14 protein-coding genes are annotated in these 15732 nt (G+C 72.1%); 11 read left to right on the top strand and 3 right to left on the bottom strand.

Annotation, left to right across the window (positions count from 1 at the left end):
• Positions 1-39 precede the first annotated feature (39 nt).
• Positions 40-615, bottom strand: coding sequence for an adenylosuccinate lyase (locus P3H78_RS08610; protein ID WP_276108237.1), 576 nt, complete (start codon positions 613-615; stop codon positions 40-42).
• Between the two features lie 367 nt (positions 616-982).
• Between P3H78_RS08610 and P3H78_RS08605 the strand changes: the two genes are divergently transcribed.
• The 9 genes from P3H78_RS08605 to pssA all read left to right on the top strand — a co-directional run bounded on the left by P3H78_RS08605 (position 983) and on the right by pssA (position 11971).
• On the top strand, positions 983-2788 hold the full coding sequence (locus P3H78_RS08605; protein ID WP_276108236.1) for a 3-hydroxyacyl-CoA dehydrogenase family protein: 1806 nt from the start codon (positions 983-985) through the stop codon (positions 2786-2788).
• 136 nt (positions 2789-2924) lie between these two features.
• Positions 2925-3734 (top strand): TetR family transcriptional regulator, encoded by an 810-nt coding sequence (locus P3H78_RS08600; RefSeq protein WP_276108235.1) that lies wholly within the window; start codon positions 2925-2927, stop codon positions 3732-3734.
• Between the two features lie 475 nt (positions 3735-4209).
• Positions 4210-5547, top strand: coding sequence for a crotonyl-CoA carboxylase/reductase (ccrA, locus tag P3H78_RS08595; protein WP_276108328.1), 1338 nt, complete (start codon positions 4210-4212; stop codon positions 5545-5547).
• Between the two features lie 18 nt (positions 5548-5565).
• A complete protein-coding gene (locus P3H78_RS08590; protein WP_276108234.1) occupies positions 5566-7614 on the top strand; it encodes a protein meaA in 2049 nt (682 codons plus the stop codon).
• Positions 7611-8576, top strand: a complete 966-nt coding sequence (locus P3H78_RS08585) for an HpcH/HpaI aldolase/citrate lyase family protein (protein ID WP_276108233.1) — start codon at positions 7611-7613, stop codon at positions 8574-8576. Before P3H78_RS08590 ends, P3H78_RS08585 begins: the two co-directional genes overlap by 4 nt.
• A 4-nt stretch (positions 8577-8580) precedes the next feature.
• Positions 8581-9093: a MaoC family dehydratase gene (locus P3H78_RS08580; RefSeq protein WP_276108232.1), complete on the top strand. Its 513-nt coding sequence runs from the start codon at positions 8581-8583 to the stop codon at positions 9091-9093.
• Positions 9094-10299 carry an acyl-CoA dehydrogenase family protein gene (locus P3H78_RS08575; RefSeq protein ID WP_276108231.1) on the top strand — a complete coding sequence of 402 codons (1206 nt, stop codon included), beginning with the start codon at positions 9094-9096 and terminating at the stop codon, positions 10297-10299.
• 171 nt (positions 10300-10470) lie between these two features.
• Positions 10471-11127, top strand: a complete 657-nt coding sequence (locus tag P3H78_RS08570) for a phosphatidylserine decarboxylase (protein ID WP_276108230.1) — start codon at positions 10471-10473, stop codon at positions 11125-11127.
• Between the two features lie 22 nt (positions 11128-11149).
• A complete protein-coding gene (gene pssA / locus P3H78_RS08565) occupies positions 11150-11971 on the top strand; it encodes a CDP-diacylglycerol--serine O-phosphatidyltransferase (protein WP_276108327.1) in 822 nt (273 codons plus the stop codon).
• A gap of 180 nt (positions 11972-12151) precedes the next feature.
• Here the strand turns inward: pssA and P3H78_RS08560 are convergent, their stop codons facing one another.
• Positions 12152-13303: a glycerate kinase gene (locus P3H78_RS08560; RefSeq protein WP_276108229.1), complete on the bottom strand. Its 1152-nt coding sequence runs from the start codon at positions 13301-13303 to the stop codon at positions 12152-12154.
• A gap of 173 nt (positions 13304-13476) precedes the next feature.
• Here P3H78_RS08560 and P3H78_RS08555 point away from each other — a divergent pair, with 173 nt between their 5' ends.
• On the top strand, positions 13477-14631 hold the full coding sequence (locus P3H78_RS08555; RefSeq protein WP_276108228.1) for an ADP-ribosylglycohydrolase family protein: 1155 nt from the start codon (positions 13477-13479) through the stop codon (positions 14629-14631).
• Positions 14628-15119 carry an NUDIX domain-containing protein gene (locus P3H78_RS08550; protein ID WP_276108227.1) on the top strand — a complete coding sequence of 164 codons (492 nt, stop codon included), beginning with the start codon at positions 14628-14630 and terminating at the stop codon, positions 15117-15119. The genes P3H78_RS08555 and P3H78_RS08550 overlap by 4 nt, the downstream gene beginning before the upstream one ends.
• A gap of 121 nt (positions 15120-15240) precedes the next feature.
• Here the strand turns inward: P3H78_RS08550 and P3H78_RS08545 are convergent, their stop codons facing one another.
• Positions 15241-15723, bottom strand: a complete 483-nt coding sequence (locus tag P3H78_RS08545; RefSeq protein ID WP_276108226.1) for a methylated-DNA--[protein]-cysteine S-methyltransferase — start codon at positions 15721-15723, stop codon at positions 15241-15243.
• Positions 15724-15732: the final 9 nt, after the last annotated feature.

The raw sequence follows: 15732 nt of genomic DNA, 5'->3' as shown, positions 1-15732 counted from the left end.
CGCGGGGGCGTCCCCGCCCCCTGCGGGGAAGCACCCGGGTCAGCGCGGACCCGGGATCCGGGCCAGCGCGTGCACGGCCGCCTCGGCCAGGGCCGGGTGGGCCAGGGCCTCGTTGAGGACCGGACGGGCCCGCCTGTCGCCCAGGGCGCCGAGGCCCGCCACGCACTCCAGCGCCACCCGCCGGTAGGGATCGTGCGGGCGCAGCCGCCTCTCCAGCGTGGTGATGAGCGCGGGGACGGCCTCCGGCGCGCGCAGGGCCACCAGCAGCCGGACGGGGTGCAGCGCATAGGCCACCCGCAGCTCGTTGGTGGCCAGCGCGGCCGCCGCGCGGGCGGTCCGGGGATCGCCGAGGCGGGCCAGCGCGTACGCGGCGGAGGCGCAGCGCTCGGCGTCGCGATGGTTCAGCAGCAGCACCAGGGACTCGAAGGCCCGCCGGTCCCCCGCCACCCCCAGCCGGAACGCGACCAGTTCCCTGGCCCACAGCGGCTGCCCGGGCGCGGTGAGGACCTCCGCCAGCTCGCCGGTGTCGCCGGTGGCCACCAGATGCCCGTACGCCGTCGAGCCGCCGGACTCCCGCCGTAGACGCTCCGTGAGCGATCGCAACTCTTCGTCCACGAGGCCCACCTTAGGGCCCGCCGCGGGTGCCGCGGGACCCACGTCACAAACCCGGGGGCTGGCGCGCTCGTTACCCACGAGTTAAGCTCAGACGAGCGAGTACCCCTCGCACTGCTTGCAGTGGCCTGGTGACGCAGCCGCTGCGAGTGTTGTCGGTTCGGTACCTCATGTACCGCAGTACGACCCGGCCCCGGGACAGGGCCGGTCGGTTCCCCCGTTCCCCGGGCGTGTGCACGCCCGCGGCGAGCGGCCCCGGGCGTGTGCGCTCGCAGCCCGGCAACACCCGCACTCCTCACCGCCCCCGGCGCGCCCCTTCGGGCGCACCGGGCGCGTTCCCAGCCGTCACCCTCATTTCTGGAGTCCCGCGATGGCCACTCCCCTCTCCGACACCCCTCTGTCCCCGCTGAAGACGATCGCCGTCGTCGGTCTGGGCACCATGGGCACCGGCATCACCGAAGTGCTGGCCCGCGCCGGCCGCGACGTCGTCGGCATCGACATCAGCGAGGCCGCCGCCGCCCACTGCGTCGCCGCCCTGGAGGCGTCGACGGCCCGCGCCGTCGAGCGCGGCCGCCTCACCGAGCAGGAACGCGCCGACGTCCTCGGCCGCGTGCGCACCGCCACCGAGCTGACGGCGGCCGCCGACGCCGACCTGGTGATCGAGGTGGCGCCCGAGTCGTACGCGATCAAGCACCAGATCCTGCGCGAACTCGACGGCGTGGTGCGGCCGGAGACCATCCTGGCCACCGGCACCAACGCGCTGTCCGTGACCCGCCTGGCCGCCGACTCCGCACGCCCCGAGCGGGTGCTCGGCCTGCATTTCTTCAACCCGGCGCAGGCGATGAAGCTGGTGGAGGTGGTCTCCTCCGTGCTGACCGCCCCGCAGGCCGTCGCGGCCGTCACCGACCTCGCCCTGGAGCTGGGCAAGGAGCCCGTCGCGGTCGGCGACCGGCCCGGTTTCGTGGCCGACGGGCTGCTGTTCGGCTACCTCAACCAGGCCGCCGCCATGTACGAGGCGAAGTACGCCTCCCGCGAGGACATCGACGCGGCGATGCGGCTCGGCTGCGGCCTGCCGATGGGCCCGCTGGCGCTGCTGGACCTGATCGGCGTGGACACCGCGCGCACGGTCCTGGAGGCCATGTACGCCGAGTCCCACGACCGTCTGCACGCCCCGGCACCGATCCTGAAGCAGCTCAGCGAGGCGGGCCTGACCGGCCGCAAGTCGGGCCGCGGCTTCTACACCTACGAGGCGCCCGGCAGCGGCACCGTCGTGCGGGACGTGCTGACGCCGCTGGACGGCGACTCGCTCGTCGCCGGCCGCACCGTCCGCTCGGTGGGCGTGGCCGGCTCGGGCACCATGGCCTCCGGCATCGCCGAGGTCTTCGCCAAGGCCGGCTACCGGGTGGTCCTGGCCGCCCGCAGCGAGGAGAAGGCGCAGGCCGCGAAGGCCCGGATCGGCAAGTCGCTGGCGCGCTCGGTGGACAAGGGCCGGATGCCGGCGGAGGCCGCCGCCCAGACCCTGGACCTGATCACCACCTCCGGCTCCTACGACGACTTCGCCGACGTGGACCTCGCGGTGGAGGCGGTCGCCGAGGACCTGGAGATCAAGCAGCAGCTGTTCGCCGCGCTGGACAAGGTCTGCAAGCCGGGCGCGGTGCTGGCCACCACCACCTCCTCGCTGCCGGTGGTCGCCTGCGCCCGTGCCACCTCGCGTCCGCAGGACGTGATCGGCATGCACTTCTTCAACCCGGCGCCCGCGATGAAGCTGGTGGAGGTGGTGCGCACGGTGCTGACCGCGGACGACGTCCACGCCACCGTCCGGGAGGTCTGCGCCCGCATCCGCAAGCACGCCGTGGACTGCGGCGACCGGGCCGGCTTCATCGTGAACGCGCTGCTGTTCCCGTACCTGAACAACGCGATCAAGATGGTCGAGGAGCACTACGCGACGCTCGACGACATCGACGCCGCGATGAAGCTGGGCGGCGGCTACCCGATGGGGCCCTTCGAGCTGCTGGACGTCGTCGGCCTGGACGTCTCGCTCGCCATCGAGAAGGTCCTCCACCGCGAGTTCCGCGACCCGGGCCTCGCTCCGGCACCTCTCCTGGAGCACCTGGTGGCCGCGGGCTGCCTCGGCCGCAAGACGGGCCGCGGCTTCCGCGAATATGCCCGGCGCTGACGGGCAGCGCGACGGGCGCCGGGCGGGGCGGGAGTGGGGCGGACTGCTCGACCCCGCCTCCCCGGCCCCGCCCGCCGGGGCCGGGGATCGCCGGGGACATGCGCACCAAGCTGCACGGATGCAGTACGTTCGGGTCATGCCCCAGCCCGCCAAGTCCTCACGTACACCCGCGGCGCACGACGCGCCGGAGAGCGCCGCAGGCTCCCGTGCCGCCGCCCAACGGCTCAAGATGCGCCGGGAGCTGGCGGCCGCCGCGATGGAGCTCTTCGCGACGAAGGGGTACGAGGCGACCACCGTCGACGAGATCGCCGCGGCGGCCGGCGTGGCCCGCCGGACCTTCTTCCGCCACTTCCGCTCCAAGGAAGAGGCGATCTTCCCCGACCACGACGACACCCTGATCCGCGCCGAGGCGGTGCTGAACGCCGCGCCCGCGCACGAGCACCCGCTGGACACCGTGTGCCGGGGCATCAAGGAAGTCATGAGGATGTACGCGGCGCGGCCGGAGATCTCCGTCGCCCGCTACAAGCTGACCCGCGAGGTGCCCACGCTGCGCGAGGCGGAGATCGCCTCCGTGGCGCGCTACGAGCGCCTCTTCACGCGCTATCTGCTGGGCCACTTCGACGAGCGGGCGCACGCCGACGACGCCAACGACGACCCGCTGCTCGCGGAGGTCGCCGCCTCGGCCGTGGTCACCGCGCACAACCACGTGCTGCGGCGCTGGCTGCGCGCGGGCGCCCAGGGGGACGTGGAGGCGCAGCTCGACCACGCCTTCGCGATCGTCCGCCGCACCTTCGGCACGGGGATCGGCGCCGGCCGCGGCGCGGCCCCGGCGGCGCCTCCGGCCGCGGTCTCCCGGCAGGGGGAGGTCCTGGTGGCACTCGCCCGCACCGACGCGCCCCTGGACGAGGTCATGCGGACCATCGAGGAGGCACTGAAGGGCCAGTGAGGCCCGCGCCGGGGCCCGGCGGGCCGCTGGGCACCCGTACGCCGCTGTGATGACGGCCACCCTTCGGGGTGGCCGTTTTGGCATGTCGGAGCCCCTTTTCTGGCGGCTCCAGGACACCATTCGATCGATCATCGCTCATATGTTGCGTAAAAATTTCATCTGAGAGAAAGTTCTGGCACTCAGTGCCTTGCGAGGTGACACGCGGTGTCATACGTTGAAGGAGTCCGGGCGGCCGGCGTGCAGAGACCGATCGCACGCCGGCTGTCCCAGCAAGCCACCCCTGGCTCCCGGAGCAGGGAAACCCCCGGCCTGCCCGCCCGGACGCCTGCGTCACAGGCACCTCCCGCGCCACAAAGCGCTGCCGAAGTACCACCCGCCGAACCGACGGCACCCCCTCACCGACCCTCAGCAGCACCGACGTAACCCTCAGCGCCCCTCCCTCAGGGCGCTCTTCGCCGGAGGCAACACCGTGACCGTGAAGGACATCCTGGACGCGATCCAGTCCGCGGACGCCACGTCCGCCGACATCGCCGCCCTGCCGCTCCCCGAGTCGTACCGCGCGATGACCGTGCACAAGGACGAGACGGAGATGTTCGCGGGGATGCCCACCCGCGACAAGGACCCGCGCAAGTCGCTCCACCTGGACGACGTGCCGCTGCCCGAGCTGGGCCCGGGCGAGGCCCTGGTGGCCGTCATGGCCTCCTCGGTCAACTACAACTCCGTGTGGACCTCGATCTTCGAGCCCCTGTCGACGTTCGGCTTCCTGGAGCGCTACGGCCGCACCAACGAGCTGGCCAAGCGCCACGACCTGCCGTACCACATCATCGGCTCCGACCTGGCCGGCGTCGTCCTGCGCACCGGCCCGGGCGTGAACGCCTGGCAGCCGGGCGACGAGGTCGTCGCGCACTGCCTGTCCGTCGAGCTGGAGTCCTCGGACGGCCACAACGACACGATGCTCGACCCCGAGCAGCGCATCTGGGGCTTCGAGACCAACTTCGGCGGCCTCGCCGAGATCGCGCTGGTGAAGTCCAACCAGCTGATGCCCAAGCCGGACCACCTCAGCTGGGAGGAGGCCGCCGCCCCGGGCCTGGTCAACTCCACCGCCTACCGCCAGCTGGTCTCCCGCAACGGCGCCGGCATGAAGCAGGGCGACAACGTCCTCATCTGGGGCGCCAGCGGCGGCCTCGGCTCCTACGCCACGCAGTTCGCGCTGGCCGGCGGCGCCAACCCGATCTGCGTCGTCTCCAGCCCCGAGAAGGCGGACATCTGCCGCTCCATGGGCGCCGAGGCGGTCATCGACCGCAACGCCGAGGGCTACAAGTTCTGGAAGGACGAGCGGACCCAGGACCCGAAGGAGTGGAAGCGCTTCGGCAAGCGCATCCGCGAACTCACCGGCGGCGAGGACATCGACATCGTCTTCGAGCACCCCGGTCGCGAGACCTTCGGCGCGAGCGTCTACGTCACCCGCAAGGGCGGCACCATCACCACCTGCGCCTCCACCTCGGGCTACATGCACGAGTACGACAACCGGTACCTGTGGATGTCCCTGAAGCGCATCATCGGCTCGCACTTCGCCAACTACCGCGAGGCCTGGGAGGCGAACCGCCTCATCGCCAAGGGCAAGATCCACCCCACCCTGTCCAAGGTGTACTCCCTGGAGGACACCGGGCAGGCCGCCCACGACGTCCACCGCAACGTCCACCAGGGCAAGGTCGGCGTGCTGTGCCTGGCCCCCGAGGAGGGCCTGGGCGTGCGCGACCACGAGATGCGCGCCAAGCACCTCGACGCCATCAACCGCTTCCGGAACATCTGAGTGCGGCGGAGGCCATAGATGACTGAGCGTCAGCCTGCCGAGGCGAGGCGGGAGAAGGACCGGCCGTGGCTCATGCGCACGTACGCCGGCCACTCCACGGCCGAGGCGTCCAACGAGCTGTACCGGCGCAACCTCGCCAAGGGCCAGACCGGACTGTCGGTGGCGTTCGACCTGCCGACCCAGACCGGATACGACTCCGACCACATCCTCGCCCGCGGCGAGGTCGGCCGGGTCGGCGTGCCCGTCGCCCACCTGGGCGACATGCGCCGGCTGTTCCAGGACATCCCCCTGGAGCAGATGAACACCTCGATGACGATCAACGCCACGGCCATGTGGCTGCTGGCGCTCTACCAGGTCGTCGCCGAGGAGCAGGGCGCGGACGTCACCAAGCTCCAGGGCACGACCCAGAACGACATCGTCAAGGAGTACCTGTCGCGGGGCACCCACGTGTTCCCGCCGGGGCCCTCGCTCCGCCTGACGACGGACATGATCGCGTACACGGTCTCCCACCTCCCGAAGTGGAACCCGATCAACATCTGCAGCTACCACCTGCAGGAGGCCGGGGCCACGCCGGTGCAGGAGATCGCGTACGCCATGTCCACCGCGATCGCCGTGCTCGACGCCGTGCGCGACAGCGGCCAGGTGCCGCAGGAGCGCATGGGCGACGTGGTCGGCCGCATCTCCTTCTTCGTCAACGCGGGCGTCCGCTTCGTCGAGGAGATGTGCAAGATGCGCGCCTTCGGCCGCATCTGGGACCAGGTCACCCGGGAGCGGTACGGCATCGAGAACCCCAAGCACCGCCGCTTCCGCTACGGCGTCCAGGTCAACTCCCTCGGTCTGACCGAGGCGCAGCCGGAGAACAACGTCCAGCGCATCGTGCTGGAGATGCTGGCCGTCACCCTCTCCAAGGACGCCCGCGCCCGGGCCGTGCAGCTGCCCGCCTGGAACGAGGCGCTCGGCCTGCCCCGCCCCTGGGACCAGCAGTGGTCCCTGCGCATCCAGCAGGTGCTCGCCTACGAGAGCGACCTGCTGGAGTACGACGACCTCTTCGAGGGCTCGAAGGTCGTCGAGGCGAAGGTGGACGAGCTCGTGCGGGCCTCGCTCGCCGAGATGGAGCGCATCCAGGAGATGGGCGGCGCGATGGCGGCCGTCGAGTCCGGCTACCTCAAGTCGCAGCTCGTCGCCTCGCACGCCGAGCGCCGGGCCCGCATCGAGTCCGGCCGGGAGAAGATCGTCGGCGTGAACGCCTTCGAGGGCACCGAACCGAACCCGCTGACCGCGGACCTGGACACCGCGATCCAGACGGTCGACCCGGCCGTCGAGGCCCGTGTCGTCGAGTCCCTCCAGCACTGGCGCGACACCCGCTACCAGCCGCCCTTCAACCACCCGCGCCCCTGCAAGGCGCTGGAGCGCCTGAAAGAGGCCGCCAAGGGCACCGGCAACCTCATGGAGGCCACCCTGGAGTGCGCCCGCGCCGGCGTCACCACCGGCGAGTGGGCCGGGGCCCTGCGCGAGGTGTTCGGCGAGTTCCGGGCGCCGACCGGCGTGTCGTCCGCCCCGGTGGCCGTCGCCGCCGAGGAGGGCACCGCGCTGGCGGAGGTCCGCCGCCGGGTGGACGCCACCGCCCGGGAGCTCGGCGTCGGCAAGCTCCGCTTCCTGGTCGGCAAGCCCGGCCTGGACGGCCACTCCAACGGCGCCGAGCAGATCGCCGTCCGGGCCCGCGACGCCGGGTTCGAGGTGGTCTACCAGGGCATCCGGCTCACGCCGGAGCAGATCGTCGACGCGGCCCTCGCCGAGGACGTGCACGCGGTCGGCCTGTCCATCCTCTCCGGCTCGCACGCCCAGCTGGTGCCGGACGTGCTGGAGCGGCTGCGCGGGGCCGGCGCGGCCGACATCCCGGTGATCGCGGGCGGGATCATCCCGAACGCGGACGCCGACCAGCTCAGGGCCGCGGGAGTGGCCGCGGTCTTCACCCCGAAGGACTTCGACATCACCGGGATCATCGGCCGTATCGTCGACGAGATCCGGAAAGCGAACAAGCTCGACCCCCTGGAGGTCCCCGCATGACGACCCCTGTCAACCGCCTTCGCCCGCGGCGCTCCTGCCTGGCCGTTCCGGGCTCGAACCCCCGCTTCCTGGAGAAGGCCCAGGGCCTCCCCGCCGACCAGGTCTTCCTCGACCTGGAGGACGCGTGCGCGCCGCTCGCCAAGCCCGAGGCGCGGCACACGATCGTCAAGTTCCTCAACGAGGGCGACTGGACCGGTAAGACGCGGGTCGTGCGGGTCAACGACTGGACGACCGAGTGGACGTACCGCGACGTCGTGACCGTGGTCGAGGGCGCGGGCCCGAACCTCGACTGCATCATGCTGCCGAAGGTGCAGACGGCCCAGCAGGTCGTCGCCCTGGACCTGCTGCTGACCCAGATCGAGAAGACCATGGGCTTCGAGGTCGGCAAGATCGGCATCGAGGCGCAGATCGAGAACGCGCAGGGCCTGAACAACGTCAACGAGATCGCGCAGGCCTCCCCGCGCGTCGAGACGATCATCTTCGGCCCGGCCGACTTCATGGCGTCGATCAACATGAAGTCCCTCGTCGTGGGCGAGCAGCCGCCCGGCTACCCGGCGGACGCCTACCACTACATCCTGATGAAGATCCTGATGGCGGCCCGCGCCAACAACCTCCAGGCGATCGACGGCCCCTACCTGCAGATCCGCAACGTCGAGGGCTACCGCGAGGTCGCGCAGCGCGCCGCCGCCCTGGGCTTCGACGGCAAGTGGGTGCTGCACCCGGGCCAGGTCGAGGCGTCCAACGAGATCTTCTCGCCCTCCCAGGAGGACTACGACCACGCCGAGCTGATCCTGGACGCGTACGACTACTACACGTCCGAGGCGGGCGGCAAGAAGGGCTCCGCGATGCTCGGCGACGAGATGATCGACGAGGCCAGCCGCAAGATGGCCCTGGTCGTCTCCGGCAAGGGCCGTGCCGCCGGCATGCAGCGCACGTCGAAGTTCGAGATCCCGGAGGCCTGAGGCGATGCAGTTCGGACGCACCTACGAGGAGTTCGAGGTCGGGGCGACGTACAAGCACTGGCCCGGCAAGACGGTCACGGAGTACGACGACCACCTGTTCTGCCTCCTCACCATGAACCACCACCCGCTCCACATGGACACCAACTATGCGGAGAGGACGACGGACTTCGGCAAGAACGTCGTCGTCGGGAACTACATCTACTCCCTGCTGCTCGGCATGTCGGTCCCGGACGTCTCCGGCAAGGCGATCGCCAACCTGGAGATCGAGTCGCTCAAGCACGTGGCGCCGACCTTCCACGGCGACACGATCTACGGCGAGACGACCGTCCTCGACAAGTGGCCGTCGAAGTCGAAGAACGACCGCGGCATCGTCCACGTCGAGACCAAGGGCTACAAGCAGGACGGCACGCTGGTGTGCGTCTTCCGCCGCAAGGTGATGGTGCCCACCGAGACGTACATCAAGGAGCGCGGCGGCGAGCAGCCGGGCCGCCCCGAGCCGAAGGCACAGGAGAAGTAGATGAGCCGTCTCGCCGAGACCCACGGCCTCACGGACGTGCAGCGGGAGATCGTCTCCACCGTCCGCGACTTCGTGGACAAGGAGATCATCCCGGTCGCGACCGGGCTGGAGCACCGCGACGAGTACCCGCAGGCGATCGTCGACGGGCTGAAGGAACTGGGCCTGTTCGGCCTGATGATCCCCGAGGAGTACGGGGGCCTGGGCGAGTCGCTCCTCACCTACGCCCTGTGCGTGGAGGAGATCGCCCGCGGCTGGATGTCGGTGTCCGGCATCATCAACACGCACTTCATCGTGGCGTACATGCTCAAGCAGCACGGCACGCAGGAGCAGAGGGACCACTTCCTGCCGAGGATGGCGGCCGGTGACATCCGGGGCGCCTTCTCGATGTCGGAGCCGGCCCTCGGCTCCGACGTGTCGGCGATCTCCTCGAAGGCGGTGAAGGACGGCGACGAGTACGTCCTCACCGGCCAGAAGATGTGGCTGACCAACGGCGGCACCTCGTCCCTGGTGGCCGTCCTGGTCCGCAGTGACGAAGGTCACCCCGAGGGCACCGCGCCGCACAAGTCCATGACGACCTTCCTGGTGGAGAAGGAGCCCGGTTTCGGCGAGGTCCGGCCGGGGCTCACCATCCCCGGCAAGATCGAGAAGATGGGCTACAAGGGCGTCGACACCACCGAGCTCATCATGGACGGGCTGCGCGTCCCGGCCGACCGGGTGCTCGGCGGTGTCACCGGCCGCGGCTTCTACCAGATGATGGACGGTGTCGAGGTGGGCCGTGTGAACGTCGCGGCCCGTGGCTGCGGTGTCGCGCAGCGCGCCTTCGAGCTCGGTGTCGGGTACGCCCAGCAGCGCCACACCTTCGGCAAGCCGATCGCCCAGCACCAAGCCGTGCAGTTCAAGCTGGCGGAGATGGCCACCAAGGTCGAGGCCGCGCATGCGATGATGGTGAACGCCGCCCGCAAGAAGGACTCCGGGCAGCGCAACGACCTCGAGGCGGGGATGGCCAAGTACCTCGCCTCCGAGTACTGCAAGGAGGTCGTGGAGGACGCCTTCCGGATCCACGGCGGGTACGGCTTCTCCAAGGAGTACGAGATCGAGCGTCTCTACCGCGAGGCGCCGATGCTGCTCATCGGTGAAGGTACCGCCGAGATCCAGAAAATGATCATCGGCCGCAGGCTGCTCGAAGAGTATCGGGTCCAGAGCTGATTGTCCGGGTACGGGGTGTTTTCTTCGAGAAGAAGATCACACCCCGTCATGGACCGTCGGCAGCCGACTCGGCTGCTCGGCTTACCCAGTTACGGCCCTGAACCGCTACGATCGCCGGAAAGCCGCCGTCCCCCGTCGAGAGCGCGGCATCATCCGCTACGAAGGTCATCCATGCCCCACAGCCAAACCTCTGCACCACGCGACAGCCGAGTCGGCGTACGCCTCGCGCGCGGAGCATCGCCGTGGCTTCTTCCGACCGTCGCCACCGCAGCCCTCAGCCTGGCCCGCGCCCGCCGCTCGGGCGCAGCCAAGGCCGTGGCCCTCCCCGCCACCGCGCTCGCGGCGGGGATGCTGTGGTTCTTCCGCGACCCCGAGCGCGAGATCGCCCCCGGCCGGATCATCTCCCCCGCCGACGGCGTGGTCCAGAGCATCATGCCCTGGAAGGACGGCCGCACCCGCGTCGCGATCTTCATGAGCCCGCTCAACGTCCACGTCAACCGCGCTCCCCTCGCCGGCACCGTCACCTCCGTCGAACACATCCCCGGCGGCTTCGTCCCGGCGTTCAACAAGGAGAGCGAGAACAACGAGCGCGTCGTCTGGCACTTCGACACCGAACTCGGCGACATCGAGATGGTCCAGATCGCCGGAGCCGTCGCCCGCCGCATCGTGCCCTACATCCCCCGCGGCACGAAGGTCGAGCAGGGCGACCGCATCGGCCTCATCCGGTTCGGCTCCCGCGTCGACATCTACCTCCCCGCCGACGTCGAGGTCGCGGTGGAGGTCGGCCAGAAGACCACGGCTGGGGTGACTCGCATTGACCGTGATTGATCCCGACACACAGGCCGGCTGGGTGCCCGAGGCCGACGAGGGCGACGGCGAGGAGGAGATGCCCCTCTCGCTCCGCCTGTCGATAGCGGACACCCTCACCCTCGGCAACGCCACCTGCGGGTTCATGGCGGTGTACTTCACCACCACCGGCATCCTGATCCCGCACCTGACCGGCAACGACGAGTCGACGGGCATGGCCCGGCACAGCGCCGCCACGGCGGTCATCCTGATGCTGTGCGCGGCGGTCTTCGACCTGTGCGACGGCCTGGTGGCCCGCAAGCTGCGCTCGTCGCCGATGGGCGCCGAGCTGGACAACCTGTCCGACCTGATCAGCTTCGGCCTGGCTCCGGCGTACTTCGTCCTCGTCTACGGCATGGTCGCCGACGACGCCCACCAGCGGGTCGCCGCGCTGGGCGCCATCGTCGTCCTGCTGGCCGTGGTGCTCAGACTCGCCCGCTTCAGCTGCGTGACGATGAAGGACGGCATGTTCCAGGGCATGCCCTCGCCGTTCGGCGCGCTGACGGTGGTCTCCATCGTCCTGCTGGAGCTCCCCTTCGTGGCGACGCTCCTGGCGATCCTGGGCATCGCGTGGCTGATGGTGAGCCGCGTCGAGTACCCGAAGCCGCGCGGCCGCCTCGCCGTGGCGATGCTGTCCTGGATCGTCCTGTCGATGGGCCTCCTGGCTGCCTGGGCCTTCGACGCCCCCAGCGGCCAGCTGCTCCTCCAGACCGGCTGCGCCCTCCAGCTGGTCATGGGCGCGGTGATCCCGCTGTTCGCCACCGCCCGCCGGGTGAACAACTTCCGCGACAACCGCCGCGAGGCGAGGGCAGCGCAGCTGCCGTAGCGCGTGGGACGCGCACCGGAGTGACAAGGGGTGGGCCCCGGACCAGTGGTCCGGGGCCCACCCCTTTCGGCGTGCGGCACGCGGGGTCCCCGCGCAGGGTCCGGGGCGAGGCCCGGCCGGCTACGGGGGGGGCGGCACGTCCCGGGGGTCCGGGGCGGGGTCTCGGCGGGGGCCGTCCCGTCAGGACAGGACGTCCCGGGCGATCCCCGCCGCGACGTCCTCCAGGATCCGCCCCGCCTCCGCCACGCACCGCGCGACGTCCGGCTCGGCGTCGGTCAGCGCGTACGCGCGCCGGATCCCGGCCCCCGCGAGCTGCTCCGGGGTGAGGGCCAGCCGCCCGCACACCGCGACGACCTCCTTGCCGGCCGCCCTCGCCGCCGCGGCGACGCCCGCCGGCGCCTTCCCGTGCAGCGTCTGCTCGTCCAGCGACCCCTCGCCCGTGATCACCAGGGACGCCCGCGCCAGCGCGGGAGCGAAGCCGAGGACCTCCAGCATGACCTCGATCCCGGCCCGGAAACGCGCCCCGAGCAGCAGCGCCCCGTACCCGAGGCCGCCCGCGGCCCCGGCGCCCGGTGCGAGCGCGTGCCGGACCGCCCGCTCCCCCACGGCCTCCTCCAGCACCTTCACGTAGTGCGCCAGCGCCGCGTCGAGCGCCGCCACGTCGTCCGGCGAGGCGCCCTTCTGCGGCCCGTACACCGCGGGCGCCCCACTGGGCCCGGTCAGCGGATTGTCGACGTCACTGGCGAGCACGAGGTCGACCCCGGCGAGCCGCGGGTCGAGCCCGGACAGGTCGGCCCGGTGCAGCCGGGCCAGTCCGCCTCCGCCGGGCGGGACGGGCTCGCCCCGGGCGTCGAGGAACCGCGCCCCGAGCGCGCGCAGCATCCCCGCGCCGCCGTCCGTGGTCGCGCTGCCCCCGACGCCGAACACGACGGTGCGGGCCCCCGCGTCGAGGGCGGCGCGCAGCAGCTCCCCGCTGCCGTACGTGCAGGCCGTGAGGGGGGCGAGGGCGCCGGCGGGAAGCCGGTGCAGCCCGCCGGCCTCCGCCATCTCCACGACCGCGGTGTCGCCGCGCAGCGCGAACGCGGCCGTCACCTCGTCCCCGAGGGGGCCGGCGACCCGTGCCTCGCGCCGTTCGAATCCGGCCGCGACCGCCGCGTCCACGGTCCCGTCGCCGCCGTCGGCCACGGGCAGCGCCTCCACCGGGACGTCCGGCACGACCCGGTGCAGTCCGGCCGTCACGTGCTGCGCGACCTGCACGGCCGTCAGTGATCCCTTGAACTTGTCCGCGGCAACCAGCACCCTGCGGGTGCCCTGCTCTGCAGCGTCCGCCACCTTGCGTCCCCTTGCTCTCCGGGCCCCGCGCGGCGGGGCCAGTCGCGCCGCTGCGACCCTAACCGCACACCGCCTCCGCCGTCATGCCCCGGCGCCGCACCCCGGACCGCACGGACCCGCCCCGAAGCGGCCGATGACGCTCGGACCCCGCCCGGGGCGGGTAGAACCCCGCCATGACCCCTGCACGCACGGAGCCGGACGTCCCCGCGGGCCCGGACCTCGCCGACCGCGTCCACGGGGGCTGGCTGGGCCGGATCGCGGGCAACATGCTCGGCAAGCCGGTCGAGCAGGGCGAGGTGTGGACCCGCGACCGCATCGACCGCTACCTGCGACGGGCCGCGGCCCTCCCGCTCACCGACTACCTCCCGGAACCGGCCACCGACGACGACGCCCGGGCGCTGCGCCCCGAGTGGCGCGCCTGCGTCCGCGGCCGCGTCCACGGCAGCTGCCGCGACGACGACATCGACTACTCGATCCTGGGCCTGGACCTCCTGGAGACGCACGGCTTCGGCTTCGGCACCGAGCAGGTCGGCGACCTGTGGCTGCGCCGGCTGCCGTACCTGCAGACGTTCACGGCCGAGCGGGCCGCGTACCGCAATCTCGCGGCCGGTCTCCGACCGCCCGTGACGGCCACGTACGGCAATCCGTACCAGGAGTGGATCGGCGCCCTGATCCGCGCCGACGTCCACGGCTGGACCAGCCCGGGCGACCCGCGGCGGGCGGCCGCCCTGGCCCGCCGGGACGCGGTGCTGTCGCACACCGGCAACGGCGTCCACGGCGCGATGTGGGCGGCGGCGCTGATCGCCGCGGCGTTCACCGCGCCGACGGTCCGCGACGCGATCGACACCGCGCTCGCGGTGGTCCCGGCGGGCTGCCGGCTGGCCCGCACCGTGCGCCGGACCGCGTCGCTGCACGAGGCAGGCCTCTCCTGGGAGGAGACGCTGGCCACGCTCGCGGAGGAGACCGCGGGGCTCGGCTGGATCCACGTCGTGCCGAACGCCGCCGTGCTCACGGCGGGCCTGCTCCACGGCGACGGCGACTTCACCCGCACCCTCGCGCTGACCGTGCGCGGCGGCCTGGACACCGACTCCAACGGGGCGACGGCGGGCTCGGTGGCGGGGGTGATGACGGGGGCGCGGGCGATCCCGCCGCAGTGGAGGGACCCGTTGGAGGACACGGTCCGCAGCGCGGTGTTCGGCTTCGACGGCGTGCGGATCAGCGAGCTGGCGTCCCGCACCCTGCGCCTGGCCACGGCGCGGGGCGCGGACGCCGGTACGGGTGCGGGCCCCGGCGCCGCTGCGGCCGGCCCGGTTACCCTGCGCGCATGACGACTTCGGACTTCGCCGCGTACATCGCGGGCCTGCCCCGGGTGCTCGCCGGTGCCGCCGTCCTCCTCCGCGACGCGGCGGGGCGTGTGCTGCTGGTGGAGCCCAACTACCGTGACGGGTGGGCACTTCCGGGCGGCACCATCGAGTCCGACGACGGGGAGACCCCGCGGCTGGGGGCGCGCCGGGAGACGCTGGAGGAGATCGGCCTGGACCGCGAGCCCGGCCGTCTGCTCGCGGTGGACTGGGTGCGCGGGCCCGGACGCCCGCCCCTGGTCGCGTACCTGTACGACGGCGGTGTCCTCGGCGAGGACGAGCTGAAGGCCATCCGGCTCCAGGAGGAGGAATTGCTGTCGTGGCGGCTGGTGCCCCGGGAGGAGCTCGCGGCGCATCTGCCGGGCGCGCTGGGCGGCCGGGTCCTGGCCGCCCTCGACGTCCTCGCCGGCGGTACGGGCACGGCCGAGCTGGAGAACGGGCACCGCGTCGCCTGAGGCGCGGGCGCCGGCGCCTCGGCAGGGGCCGACGCACCGGCGCCGTCCTGGGCCGGCACGGCGCCGGGACCGCGGCCCGGGCGTCACCCGGCCGCGGCCCGTGCAGCGCGGGCGCCGTGCCTCAGAAGAGCCCGGCGCCGCGTTCGAATTCCAGCAGGCGGCGCTTGCGGGGCAGGCCGCCGCCGTAGCCGGTGAGGTCGCCGCCCGCGCCGACGACGCGGTGGCAGGGCACGATGATGCCGACGGGGTTCCTGCCGTTGGCGAGGCCGACGGCGCGGGACGCTCCCGGATTGCCGAGGGCGCCGGCCAGCTGGCCGTAGCTGCGGGTCTCGCCGTAGGGGATGCGGCGCAGCTGGTCCCAGACGCTGCGCTGGAACGGGGTGCCGTCCAGGCGCAGGTCGAGCGTGAAGTCCTTCAGGTCGCCGGCGAAGTAGGCCGCGAGCTGGTCCTCGGCCTCGCCGAAGGGGCGGTCGTCGCGTTCCCCGAAGGTCTCCTCGGGCGGGCGGTGCCGCTGGTCGGTCATGTAGAGACCGCACAGGACGCCGTCGTCGGCGACAAGGGTGAGGGGGCCGTAGGGGCTTTCGATGACGGTGTGCTGTTTCACGGGACGTCC

This window comes from Streptomyces tropicalis, assembly GCF_029269835.1.
GTDB classification, from domain to species: Bacteria; Actinomycetota; Actinomycetes; order Streptomycetales; family Streptomycetaceae; genus Streptomyces; species Streptomyces tropicalis.
This window is presented reverse-complemented; position numbering and strand designations above follow the sequence as displayed.